At 65.1% G+C, this 12,103-nt stretch carries 13 protein-coding genes and 1 riboswitch; of the genes, 3 read left to right on the forward strand and 10 right to left on the reverse strand.

What is annotated here, in order from left to right; translation table 11 throughout:
- Nucleotides 1–28 precede the first annotated feature (28 nt).
- The 10 genes from PNAP_RS00195 to PNAP_RS00240 form a co-directional block, all read right to left on the reverse strand.
- A complete protein-coding gene (locus tag PNAP_RS00195; protein WP_011799473.1) occupies nt 29–682 on the reverse strand; it encodes an urea amidolyase associated protein UAAP2 in 654 nt (217 codons plus the stop codon).
- A complete protein-coding gene (locus PNAP_RS00200; protein ID WP_011799474.1) occupies nt 679–1,413 on the reverse strand; it encodes an urea amidolyase associated protein UAAP1 in 735 nt (244 codons plus the stop codon). Before PNAP_RS00200 ends, PNAP_RS00195 begins: the two co-directional genes overlap by 4 nt.
- Complete coding sequence (locus PNAP_RS00205; RefSeq protein WP_011799475.1) at nt 1,410–2,240, reverse strand: ABC transporter ATP-binding protein; 831 nt, start codon at nt 2,238–2,240, stop codon at nt 1,410–1,412. The genes PNAP_RS00200 and PNAP_RS00205 overlap by 4 nt, the downstream gene beginning before the upstream one ends.
- A 5-nt stretch (nt 2,241–2,245) precedes the next feature.
- Nucleotides 2,246–3,025, reverse strand: coding sequence for an ABC transporter permease (locus tag PNAP_RS00210; protein WP_011799476.1), 780 nt, complete (start codon nt 3,023–3,025; stop codon nt 2,246–2,248).
- 10 nt (nt 3,026–3,035) lie between these two features.
- On the reverse strand, nt 3,036–4,052 hold the full coding sequence (locus tag PNAP_RS00215; protein WP_011799477.1) for an ABC transporter substrate-binding protein: 1,017 nt from the start codon (nt 4,050–4,052) through the stop codon (nt 3,036–3,038).
- Nucleotides 4,053–4,107: 55 nt separating this feature from the next.
- A riboswitch (guanidine-I (ykkC/yxkD leader) is annotated at nt 4,108–4,225 on the reverse strand.
- Nucleotides 4,226–4,501: 276 nt separating this feature from the next.
- Nucleotides 4,502–4,891, reverse strand: coding sequence for a methylglyoxal synthase (locus tag PNAP_RS00220; protein WP_041376418.1), 390 nt, complete (start codon nt 4,889–4,891; stop codon nt 4,502–4,504).
- 37 nt (nt 4,892–4,928) lie between these two features.
- Complete coding sequence (locus tag PNAP_RS00225) at nt 4,929–5,948, reverse strand: TRAP transporter substrate-binding protein (protein WP_011799479.1); 1,020 nt, start codon at nt 5,946–5,948, stop codon at nt 4,929–4,931.
- Between the two features lie 40 nt (nt 5,949–5,988).
- Nucleotides 5,989–7,281 (reverse strand): TRAP transporter large permease, encoded by a 1,293-nt coding sequence (locus PNAP_RS00230; protein ID WP_011799480.1) that lies wholly within the window; start codon nt 7,279–7,281, stop codon nt 5,989–5,991.
- 5 nt (nt 7,282–7,286) lie between these two features.
- On the reverse strand, nt 7,287–7,799 hold the full coding sequence (locus tag PNAP_RS00235; RefSeq protein ID WP_011799481.1) for a TRAP transporter small permease: 513 nt from the start codon (nt 7,797–7,799) through the stop codon (nt 7,287–7,289).
- Nucleotides 7,796–8,305 carry a gluconokinase gene (locus tag PNAP_RS00240; protein ID WP_011799482.1) on the reverse strand — a complete coding sequence of 170 codons (510 nt, stop codon included), beginning with the start codon at nt 8,303–8,305 and terminating at the stop codon, nt 7,796–7,798. Before PNAP_RS00240 ends, PNAP_RS00235 begins: the two co-directional genes overlap by 4 nt.
- 183 nt (nt 8,306–8,488) lie before the next feature.
- Here PNAP_RS00240 and gntR point away from each other — a divergent pair, with 183 nt between their 5' ends.
- The 3 genes from gntR to PNAP_RS00255 all read left to right on the forward strand — a co-directional run bounded on the left by gntR (nt 8,489) and on the right by PNAP_RS00255 (nt 12,042).
- Nucleotides 8,489–9,514: an HTH-type transcriptional regulator GntR gene (gene gntR / locus PNAP_RS00245; RefSeq protein ID WP_041376419.1), complete on the forward strand. Its 1,026-nt coding sequence runs from the start codon at nt 8,489–8,491 to the stop codon at nt 9,512–9,514.
- 192 nt (nt 9,515–9,706) lie between these two features.
- Nucleotides 9,707–10,183 carry a 4Fe-4S dicluster domain-containing protein gene (locus tag PNAP_RS00250; protein ID WP_011799484.1) on the forward strand — a complete coding sequence of 159 codons (477 nt, stop codon included), beginning with the start codon at nt 9,707–9,709 and terminating at the stop codon, nt 10,181–10,183.
- Between the two features lie 11 nt (nt 10,184–10,194).
- The gene (locus tag PNAP_RS00255) at nt 10,195–12,042 is read left to right on the forward strand and encodes an aldehyde ferredoxin oxidoreductase family protein (RefSeq protein WP_011799485.1); all 1,848 of its coding nucleotides are present in this window, start codon (nt 10,195–10,197) and stop codon (nt 12,040–12,042) included.
- Nucleotides 12,043–12,103: the final 61 nt, after the last annotated feature.

Raw genomic sequence — 12,103 nt, forward strand, 5'->3', positions numbered from 1 at the left:
CGCAAGCAGCTACTATTTCAATAGCAGATTAATCCCAGACCAGCAAGCGTATCGGCGTCGGGTTGTAGCCGTTGCAGGGGTTGTTGAGCTGCGGGCAGTTGGAGATCAGCACCACCACGTCCATCTCGGCCTTCAGTTCCACGTACTTGCCCGCACCGGAGATGCCGTCGGCAAAGCTCAGGTGGCCCTCGGGCGTGACCGGCACGTTCATGAAGAAGTTGATGTTGGGTGCGATGTCGCGCTTGCCCAGGCCCAGCACGCCCGCCTCGTGGCAGTGGCAAATCGCGTGCATGAAGCTGTCGCGGCAGCTGTGCATGGCACGCTTGTCCAGCGCGTAGCGCACGGTGTTGCTCTCGCTCGAACACGCGCCGCCCAGGGTGTCGTGGCGGCCGCAGGTGTCGGCGGTGATGCTCAGCATCACGCGGCCCGCGCTGGAATACAGCCGTGAGCCCAGGCCCAGGTAGAGCTGGCCGTTGCGGGCGATGGTGTCGGCGGCGCTGTAGCGCTCTTGTGCATCGAGCGCGCTGTAGAACAGTGTGTCCACCGCCTGGTTGCCTTCAAGGTCGAGGATGCGCAGGGTTTGCCCGGCGCGCACCGTGGCCATCCACGGCTCGCCGGCCAGGCAGGTCTGGTCGAGCACGGCGTGTGCGGGATTCAGGGTGCTTTCGAGTAGTTTGCTCATGCTGCGGCTCCACAGTAGCGTTCGGTGTTGGTGAAGGCCCGGCCGTTTTGCGGGCACTGGGTGCGGCAGGCGTCGTCCGCCCCCACGGGGTCGGCGCGCCAGGCGGCGAGTTGCACGTCGGCAGGCGCGTAGTCGGCGCGCGCGTCCAGCGGATGCGGCGCCGAACTCAGCACCACCAGCGTGTCCATCTCGAAGCGCAGATCGACAAAGCTGCCCGCCACGCTGTGGCCGCCCACATGGCTGAGCGCGCCGTCGGCATCGGGAACCACCTTGCTGAAGAAGTTGACGCCGGGCACCAGGTCGCGCGCGCCCAGGCCCCACTTGGCCAGCTCGATCAGCAGGTTGTCGCGGCCATTGCGGTGCATCGCGTTGCGGTGCTGCTGGTAGCGCTTTTCGCCGTAGCGGGCCAGCACCATGGCCGCGTCGCTGACGCCGCACCAGCTGTCGTGCCAGCCCAGGCTGTCGGCGGTGATGGAGCACAGCACGCGGCCCATGTCGGACTGGCAGACATGGCCTGCGGTGAGGAAGCCGGTGTGCTGCGACTTCAGCGTGTCGGGCATGCTGTAGCGCTCCAGCGGCTGCCCGGCGTTGTAAAACAGCGCCGAGACATTGGCGCCGCCTTGCAGGTCCGTCAGGCGCAGGGCCGTGCCACGGCGCAGGCGGCCCGACCAGTGGTTGCCGCCGGGCAGGGATTCCTCCCACAGCAGGCGGTCGGCGGGGATGGCGTTCATACAGGGTTCCTTTCTTCGGCCACCTGGGTGAGCCGTTGGAGTTGGTCAAGGTCGGTCTTCATGCCGGAGGTTTCGCGGATGCGGTCGAGCAGCTGGCGCTTGAGGCGCAAAAACTCGGGCGCCAGCTTCATGTCCTGCTCGCGCCGGGCGGGCAGCGGCACGTCGTAGATCGAGTCGATGCGGCCCGGGCGCGGCGCCATCAGCACCACGCGGTGGCCGAGGTAAATGGCTTCCTCCACGTCATGCGTGACGAAGACAATGGTGGTGCGCTCCAGCCGATGCACATGCAGGATCAGGTCGTGCATGACCTCGCGGGTTTGCGCGTCCAGCGCGCCGAAGGGCTCGTCCATCAGCAGGATCTGCGGCTTGCCCATCAGGGCGCGGGCAATCGCCACGCGCTGCTGCATGCCGCCCGACAGCTGGTTCGGGTAGGCCTGGGCCGAGGCCGTCAAGCCCATCAGCCGCAACAGCGCATCGGCGCGGCCCGAGGCGGCCTCGACATCGGCGCTGCTGCGGTTGTGCGTCTGGGCGCCGAGCTGGCGGCAGAAGCGGATGTTTTCCGACACGCGCAGCCAGGGGTAGAGGCTGTAATGCTGGAACACCATGGCGCGGTCCTGTCCCGGCCCGGTGATGGCCTTTCCCTCGACCAGCACATCGCCCTTGCTGTGCGTTTCCAGCCCGGCCAGGGTGCGCAGCAGCGTGGACTTGCCGCAACCCGAGGCGCCGACCAGGGTGATGAACTCGTTGTCGGCAATGCCCAGGCTCACGTCCTGCAGGGCGGTGGTCTGGCCGAAGTACTTCCAGACGTTTTTGCATTCAATTTTCATGTTGCCTACCTTCCGTGCAGCCAGGGAAACGCCTTGCGGTGCAGCAGGCGAAACAGCTGGTCAATGGCCAGGCCGATGAAGCCGATCAGCAAGATGCCGGCAAAGATCTTGTCGGTCTGCAAGAAGCGCTGGGCCTTCAAAATGGCAAAGCCCAGGCCCGAGTTGGCCGCCACCAGTTCGGCCACCACCAGGTAGGTCCAGGCCCAGCCCATGGTGATGCGCAGGGTGTCGAGCAAGGCGGGCTTGGCTGAAGGCAGGATCACTTTTTCCAGCACCTCGCGGCGCGTCGCGCCCATGGTCTGCGCCGCCTCGATCTGCGCCATCGGCACGCGGCGCACGTCCTCGGCCACCATCAGCACCATCTGGAAGAAGGTGCCGATGAAGATGATGGCCACCTTGGCGCCCTCGTCGATGCCGACCCACAGCATCACCAGCGGGATGAAGGCCACGGCGGGCATGTAGCGGATGAAGTCGGTCAGCGGCTCCAGCAGCGCCTGCACCGCGCGCCAGCTGCCGATCAGCAGGCCCAGCGGTATTGCCAGCAGCGCCGACAAAGCCCAGCCGGTGACGACCCGCATGGTGCTGATGAAGGCGTCCCCCATCAGGTCGTCCTCCATCGCCCAGGTGCCGATGCGCGTGACCACCTTGTCGGGGCCGGGCAAAAACACCGGGCTCACCCCGGCAAAGGCGCTGAGCAGCGCCCAGCCCAGCAGCGGCACCAGCAGGCCGACGAGCGCCAGCAAGCCATAACTGCGACGCGAGATCGCCAGCCGTATGGACCACATGGTGCGGCCCTTACTTCAACGCGTCTTGCAGCAGCGTGCCGTCAATGCCCTTGGCGGCATCAGGCTTGCCTTCGATCAGCTTGTACTGGGTCAAAAAGGCAGCGATGGTGGGCGCGGTGCTGGACAGCGACAGCGCCTGTTTGGCGTCAAAAGCACGGGTGTTGGCGGCGGCGTCGAAGAACCTGGTGCCGGGCAGGAACACGGTGTATTCCTCGGGCGACATGCTGACCACCTTGGACATGATTTTGGCGGCTTCGGCGGGTTGCTCGCGGATGAACTTTTCGGTCTCGAACCAGGCCTTGATCATGCCGACCAGCTCCTTGCGCTTGGTCTGGATGGCCTTGTCCTGGGCCACCAGCAAGTCGGGCACCAGGCCGGGCATGTCCCTGGAGGTGAACAAGGCCTTGCCCTTGCCGCTTTTTTCGATCTGGTTCACCCAGGGGTTCCACAGCACGGCGGCATCGACCTTGCCGCTGATGAAGGCGGCGGCGGCGTCGCCGGCGGACAGGTTGACGATCTTCACGTCATCGAGCTTCATGCCGTTCTTGGCCAGCGCCGTGGCCAGCACGAAGTGCGAAATGCTGAATTGCTCCAGCGCCACTTTCTTGCCCTTGAGCTGGGCGAAGGAGGTGATCTTCGGGCCGACCATCAGCGCGTCGTTGCCGGCCGAGTTGTCGTTGACCAGAATCGCCTTGAGCGGCAGGCCCTTGGCCAGGGGGCCGAGCGTGTCGGACCAGGTCTGGGAGTTGGCGTCGAGCTGGCCCGAGGACAGCGCGCCGATGGAATCGGTGTAGTTGGCAAACCAGACGAGCTTGACGTCGGCGCCGTTCTTCTTGAAAAAGCCTTTTTGCTCGGCCACGTACCAGGCCACCCAGCCTGGCCAGTCGGACACGCCGACCTTGACTTCGGCCGCTGCAGGCATCGGCACGCTGGCCGCACCCACGCCTGCCAGCACCAGGCAGGCGCCGGCGACACTGCGCTTGAACGCATGAGAAATCGTGAAAAGCGAGAAGAAATGAGAAGACATGGCAAGGCTCCAGGTTGAAGGACAAATGCGGGAGACCACCTCGATCACGAAGTGAACCTCCCGGGCTTTTGTCCCGCCGTGGAACCTGCAGTGGTGTGGGCCGCTGCTGGCCGACTGCTCTCGGACCAGACACCGCTTGCGAACAAGTGGCCGGAACCCTAGCTGTCATTTGTAGAAGCAATCCAGTGTGGCTGCCCCGCGCTAAAAACCGAAGCAATATCGGTGCCAAACTTTTTCCGCACTCAGGATACGGCCTGTCCTGATGCGATTTTCAGAGGGGCGGGCGCGCCAATCCGCCGGGATGCGCAGCGCCCATCAAGCGCTTGTCCGGCGTTGGTTCACGAACCATTGCAGTGCATTTCGCAAAGAATCCGGGTTTGATCTTTCGAAGGCCTTGTTTTGGTGCAAGAAACGGCGCCACGGCGGCAAGCGTGCGCGGCACGCACGCTTCAAGGGTGAACGCAACCCTGCAGGATCAGTCCCCTGAGCAGGATGCGCGCGCCGGCCAGATTGGTGGCGCAGGGCACGTTGTGCACGTCGCAGGCGCGAACCAGCGCATTGATGTCCGGCTCGTGCGGCTGGGCGGTCATGGGGTCGCGCAGAAAGACCACCACGTCCACGTCGCCGACGGCCAGCCGGGCGCCGATCTGCAGGTCGCCGCCGAACGGGCCGCTGAGCAGGCACTCGACCGTCAGGCCCGCCTCGTCATGGAGCCGGCGCCCGGTGGTGCCGGTCGCCATCAGCTGGCAAGCCGAAAGAAAGGGCGTGAACTCCCGGGCGAGCAGGACGATGTCGTCTTTTTTATGATCGTGGGCAATGAGGGCGATTTTCATGGTCAAAAACGCCCACTATACCGAGTCACGGGCGCGCTGGCCGTCATTTCTTGCCGCGAATCTTCAGCAGTTCGTTCTGCGTGGCAATCCACAGGTCCATGCCGACTTCGGTGCCGATTTCGGCATACACGCGGGTCAGCTTGTTGCGCATGCGGTCGGCTTCTGCGGGCGCCAGCTCATTGACCAGCATGCCCTTGGCCTTGAGGTCGGCCATGGCTTTGGAGGCTTCCTCGCGCGTGTCCTTGCGCTCGTAGTCGCGGCTGGTCTTGGCCGCGTCCATCAGCACCTTCTGCTCGGCCTTGGACAGCTGGTCCCACCACTTCTTGCTGACCAGCACGATCCACGGGCTGTAAACGTGGTTGGTCACCGTCAGGTACTTCTGCACCTCGTAGAACTTGCTCGACAAAATCGTGTTGTACGGGTTTTCCTGGCCATCGACGGTCTTGGTTTCCAGCGCGCCGAAGAGTTCGGAAAACGCCATCGGAATGGCGTTGGCGCCCAGCGTCTTGAAGCTGCTCAAAAACACGTTGTTCTGCATCACGCGCAGCTTGATGCCGTCCAGATCCTCGACCTTGGTGACCGGGCGCTTGCTGTTGGTCAGGTTGCGAAAGCCGTTTTCCCAATAGACCAGGCCGACCAGCCCTTTGTCCTGCAGCTTGTCCTTGATCTTCTCGCCAATCGGGCCGTCAAGCAGGGCGTCGGCTTCCTTGGTGTTGTTGATCAGGAAGGGCGTGTCCCACAGCGCCATTTCCTTGGTGATGCCGACCAGCGTGGCGGTCGAGCCGACCATCATTTCCTGCGCGCCGCCAATCAGGGCCTGCTGCATCTGCGTGTCGGGGCCGAGCGCGGCGGCGCCGATGGCGCGCACCTTCATCTTGCCGCCCGAGGCCTTGGCGACCTCGTCGGCGAATACCTTGGCGGCGCGGCCCTGGTTGCTTTGCTCGTTCAGGCCGTAGCCGAAGCGGATCAGGCGCGGCTTGATGTCCTGCGCCAGCGCGGAAAACGAGGCGCTCAAGGCCACGGCAGCGGCGGCGGCAATCACGGTTCTACGAAGAAAAGTCATGGAAAAGTCTCCTGGAGTTATGGGACGGTTGACAAAAGGCTTAGCGCATCCACGCGACGGGCGCGGTGACGATCTGGGGAAAGATGACGAACATGACAAGGATCAGCACATAGGTGATGAGAAAAGGGTTGACCCCCTGGATCACCCGGTGCAGCGGCATCCGGCCGACGCCGGCCACCACGTTGAGCACGGTGCCCACGGGCGGCGTGATCAGGCCGATCGCGCCGTTGAGCACGAACATCAGGCCGAAGTACACCGGGTCGATGCCGGCCTTGACCGCAATCGGCAGCATCACCGGCGCGAAGATCAAAATCGTCGGCGTCAGGTCCAGCGCCGTGCCGACGATGACCAGCACGATCATCATCACGGCCATCAAGAGCTTGGGGCTTTCGACCAGCGGGCCGAGCCAGCCGGTGAGCGTGCCCGGCAGGTCGGCCAGCGTGATCATGTAGCTCGCTACTTGGGCGCCGGCGCACAAAAACATGACGATGGCGGTGGTCTTGCCCGCGCGCACCAGCACGCCGTGGATCTCGGCCAGCTTCATCTCGCGGTGCACGAACAGGGCGACGAACAGCGCGTAGAACGCGGCCACCACGGCCGCTTCGGTCGGCGTGAAGATGCCGGTTTTCATGCCGCCGATGATGATGATCGGCATCAGCATGGCCCAGAAAGCCTTGGCGGTGGCGCGCAGCCGTTCCTTCATGGGCAGCGGCTGGCCTTGCGGCAGGTCCATCTTGCGCAGCACCAGTTTCCACGCAATGATCAGGCCGATGCCCATGATGATGCCCGGCACGATGCCCGAGATGAACAGCGCCGAGATCGACGTATTGGTGGTCACGCCGTAGATCACGAAGGGCATGGACGGCGGAATGATGGGCGCGATGATGCCGCCCGAGGCAATCAGGCCGGCCGAGGTGTGCATCGGGTAGCCCTGCTGGCGCATCATCGGCAGCAGGATGGTCGCCAGCGCGGCGGTGTCGGCCAGCGCCGAGCCGCTCATGCTGGCCATCATCACGGCCGCGGCAATCGCCACGAAGCCCAGCCCGCCGCGAATGTGGCCGACCCAGGCCTGCGCCATGGCGATGATGCGGCTGCTGATGCCGCCCGAGTTCATCAGCTCGCCGGCCAGGATAAAAAATGGCACGGCCAGCAGCGGAAAGCTGTCCACGCCGGCGACCAGGTTTTGCGCCAGCAGCTGGGTGTCCCAGAAGCCGAGCACGGCGGCCATGCCGGCGCCGGTCAGCACCAGCGCCAGGCCCATGTTCATGCCGATGCCCATGAGCAGCAGCATGCCGGCTGAAAAAACGATGAAAGCGAGGCCTTCGTTGCTCATGGTGTTTACTCCACTTCCGCGCCGTGGCCGAGGTCCAGCGGCGTGCGGTTGATGATCTCGAACAGCGCCATCAGGCCGATGGCCGTGGCGCACAAAAAGGCCGGCAGCGGCAGCAGCGCGGTCGGGTAGTTCAGCACCACCGAATGGCTGTCCAGCCCGACGACGACCTGTTGCCAGGCGCCCCAGCCGATCAGCGCGCAGCCCAGCAGCACCAGCAGGCGGATGAAAATCGTCATGGCCAGCATGAGGCGGGGCTGGTTTTTCAGCAGGCCCACCAGGCTGGTGAAGGCCATGTGCTCGCCGGCCGGGTAGGCGGCGGTCGCGCCGATGAACACCATCCAGACGAACAGCAGGCGCGACAGCTCTTCGCTGGCCGGAACGCCGCTGCCAAAGCCGTAGCGCAGCACGACGTTGACGAACACCGCCACGGCCATCACGCCCAGGCAGATGGCCAGCAGCAGGTTGCTGATGCGCTGGAAGCGGCTTTTCGGCGCTTCGATCAGGGTTTCGGTCGTCATGCCTGCTCCTTTTTGGCGGTGAGCCATTCAGTGACTTCGGCCTGCAGCTGGTCCAGCGATTTGAGCGCATCGACGCGCAGCACGCCCGCTTCGCCCGTGGGCGCTTCGAGCGTGGCGAACTGGCTGTCCACCAGCGTGGTCGAGAAGAAATGCTGCGCGGCGCGCGCCGCCACCCGGGCCTGCGCCTGTTCGCGGCTGATGTCCAGGAACACGAAGCGCAGGCCGGGCGCGGCCTGGCGCAGGCGCTCGCGGTAGGAAAGTTTCAGCGCCGAGCAGGTCAGCACCAGGCCTTCGGGGTGGGCGCGCAGCTGCTCGCCCAGCACGCCCAGCCAGCCGTCGCGGTCGGCATCCAGCAGGGCGATGCCCTGGCTCATCTTGGCGCGGCTGGCTTCGCTGTGGAAGTCGTCGCCTTCGACCAATGCCAGGCCGGTGGCCTGCGCCACGGCGGCGCCCAGGCTGGACTTGCCGCAACCGGCCACACCCATGATCACGAGGGAATCTGTCATGTCTAAAAACCTTGGATAGCGCTATCCGTTGAGGTGGAAATAAAAGGCGTGCTGGCCGGGGAACCTTTTTTCCAGGCCGCCTGCGAGGGCGGCCTAGGGATTGTCCGGCTGGCGCACGCCTTGGGATAGCGCTATCCTATGCGAGCATCAGCCCCTTACCACTCAGTAGTTTCCCTAGGATTCATGACACCAGCCCGCCTTCGCCCCCGCGCCACCGGCCGCGTTACCCTGACCGACGTGGCGCAAGCCGCCGGCGTCAGCCCGATCACCGTGTCGCGCGCGCTGCGCGGCGAGCGCGCCGTCGATCCGGCGCTGGTCGAGCGCGTGCAGGCGGCGGCGCGCTCGCTGGGTTATGTGCCCGACCCGGCGGCGCGCGCGCTGGCGTCGCAGCGCAGCTCGCACGTCGCGGTGCTGATTCCGATGCTGTCGAACGCCTTGTTCGTCGATCTGCTCGAAGCCGTGCAGCGCAGCCTGCGCCCGGCCGGCTACCAGACGCTGATGGGCGTGACGCACTACAACGCCGACGAGGAGGAGCAACTGCTGCGCGAGCAACTGCTGCAGCGCCCGGCTGGCCTGGTCGTGACCGGGCTTGAACGCAGCGACGCCGCGCGCGCGCTGATTGCGCAAAGCGGCGTGCCCTGCGTGCATGTGATGGAAATGTCCAGCGTGCCCGGCGTGTACAGCGTCGGCTTTTCGCAGGCCGATGCGGGGGCCGAACTGACGCGGCATTTGCTGGCGCGCGGCCGCCGGCGCATCGCCTTCGTGGCCGCGCAGCTCGATGCGCGAACGCTGCAGCGGCTCGAAGGCTGGCGCCGCGAACTGCTGGCTGCCGGCTTGCACGATCCGGCGCTCGAATGGCTGGACCCGGCGCCGTCATCGATTGCGCTGGGCGCGCGCCTGTTCGAGCGGATCATCGGCGAGCAGCCCGACGTGGACGCGGTGTTCTTCTGCAATGACGACCTGGCGCAGGGCGCCTTGCTGGCGGCGCTGCGCCTGGGCGTTGCGGTGCCGGAGCGCGTGGCGGTGGCCGGCTTCAACGACCTGACCGGCAGCGACCAGATGCTGCCGCCCTTGACCACGGTGCGCACGCCGCGCAGCGAAATCGGCCACGCCGCCGCGCGCATGCTGCTGGCGCTGATGAACGGCGAGACCGTGGCCTCGCCCTGCGTCGATCTGGGTTACGAGCTGGTGGTGCGGGCCAGCACCTGAAACGGCTTATTGCTATAAAAATAGTAGCTGCTTGCGCCCGTGGGTGTTGCGCAAAAGGCCGATTTGGTTTGAAATCTGGTCGGATATCAGGGTTTGCCCTAGGGCTTTTCAGCCGCGCGACTCCAACAATGGCTATGCAAATCAATTCATAGCAACGCTGGCTGCTTGCCGGCGTGACTCAAGGAGTTTTTCATGCAAAAGGTGTTGCACATCAACCCTGAAAAATGCACCGGCTGCCTGCAGTGCGAAATGGCTTGTTCCTTCGACAACTACGGCGTCTTCGCCCCCGCCAAGTCGCGCATCAAGGTCTTCGACTTCCACGACACCGGCAAGAAGGTGCCCTACACCTGCACCCAGTGCGACGAGGCCTGGTGCCTGCATGCCTGCCCGGTGGAAGCCATCACGCTGGACAAGCTGACCGGCGCCAAGGTGGTCAACGACTCCACCTGCGTCGGCTGCAAGGTCTGCACCATCGCCTGCCCGTTCGGCACCATCAACTATGTACAGGAAACCGGCAAGGTGCAAAAGTGCGACCTGTGCGGTGGCGAGCCGGCCTGCGCCGAAGCCTGCCCGACCGGCGCCATCACCTTCATCGACGCCAACTGGACCGGCCTGGGCCGGATGCAGCAATGGGCTGACAAGCTGGGCAACCAGCCTTCGGCCAGTTAAGGAGCAACAACATGTCCTGGGCTGGAAAAATCCTCCGCGTCAACCTGAGCGCCGGCACCGTCGCCGCCGAGCCGCTCAACATGGATTGGGCGCACAGCTACCTGGGCTCGCGCGGGCTGGGCAGCAAATACCTGGTGTCCGAGGTCGATCCCAAGGTCGATCCGCTGTCGCCGGAGAACAAGATCATCTGGGCCACCGGGCCGCTCACGGGCACCATGGCCTCGACCGGCGGGCGCTACACCGTCATCACCAAGAGCCCGCTGACCGGCGCCATTGCCTGCTCCAATTCGGGCGGCTACTGGGGCGCCGAGCTGAAGATGGCGGGCTGGGACATGGTGATCTTTGAAGGCAAATCGCCCACGCCGGTCTACCTCTACATCAACGACGACACGGCCGAGCTGCGCGATGCCGCCCACCTCTGGGGCAAGAGCGTCTGGGAGACCGAGCCGCTGATCAAGCAGAGCCTGCAGGACCCCTTGATACGCGTTTCCTGCATCGGCAAGGCGGGTGAAAACGGCGTGCTGTATGCCGCCGTGATCAACGACCTGCACCGCGCCGCCGGCCGCTCGGGCGTGGGTGCCGTGATGGGCAGCAAGAACCTCAAGGCGATAGCGGTGCGCGGCACCAAGGGCGTGGGCAATCTGCGCGACCCCAAGGCCTTCATGAAGGTCACCTACGAGAAGAAAAAAATCCTGCGCGACAACGCCGTCACCGGCCAGGGCCTGCCGACCTTCGGCACGCAGGTGCTGATGAACGTGATCAATGAAGTCGGCGCGCTGCCCACCCGCAACCACCAGGATGTGCAGTTCGAGGGCGCCAAGGACATTTCGGCCGAAGCCATGGCCACGCCGCGCGCCACCGACGGCAAGGCGCAACTGATCACCAACCAGGCCTGCTTCGGCTGCACGATTGCCTGCGGGCGCATCAGCAAGATGGACGCCGGCCATTTCACCGTGTCGAACAAGCCGCAGTACTGGGGCGCGTCGGGCGGGCTCGAATACGAAGCCGCCTGGGCGCTGGGCGCGGCCAATGGCGTGAAAGACCTGGAAGCGCTGCAGTACGCCACCATGCTGTGCAACGAGGAAGGCATCGACCCGATCAGCTTTGGCGCCACCCTGGGCGCGGTGATGGAACTCTACGAAATGGGCGTGCTGAGCAAGGAGCAGCTCGGCATCGAGGCGCCGTTCGGCTCGGCGGCGGCATTGGCCTTTCTGGCCGAGGAAACGGTGCACAGCCGGGGCTTCGGCAAGGAAATCGGCCAGGGCTCCAAGCGCCTGACGGCCAAATACGGCCATCCCGACCTGTCGATGTCGTCCAAGGGCCAGGAGTTCCCGGCCTACGACGGCCGCGCCATCCAGGGCATCGGGCTGGCCTATGCCACGTCCAACCGGGGCGGCTGCCATTTGCGCGGCTACACCGTTGCCTCCGAAGTGCTGGGCATCCCGGTCAAGACCGATCCGCTGGAGCACGAGGGCAAGCCCGAGCTGGTCAAGGCCTTCCAGGACGCGACGGCGGTCTTCGACTCCGCCGGGATTTGCGTGTTCACCTCCTTCGCCTGGGGCCTGGCCGATGTTGCGCCCCAGCTGCAGGCCGCCTGCGGCGAGCAGTACACGACCGAGGAACTGGAAAAAATCGGCGAGCGCATCTGGAACATGGAGCGCGAGTTCAACAACGCCGCCGGTTTCACCAAGGCCGACGATTCATTGCCCAAGCGCCTGCTGACGGAGGCGGCCAAGACCGGCCCGGCCAAGGGCAAGGTCAACATGCTGGCCGAAATGCTGCCCAAGTACTATGCCGCGCGCGGCTGGGACAGCGAAGGCGTGCCGACGGCCGCGACCCGCGAGCGCCTCGGCCTTTAAAAAAATTTCTCGGAGGGGGAGGAGAAGGGGCGCGCGCAAGTCCGCCCCTTTTTTAAATTGT

It is taken from the genome of Polaromonas naphthalenivorans CJ2, from assembly GCF_000015505.1.
GTDB lineage: Bacteria > Pseudomonadota > Gammaproteobacteria > Burkholderiales > Burkholderiaceae_C > Polaromonas > Polaromonas naphthalenivorans.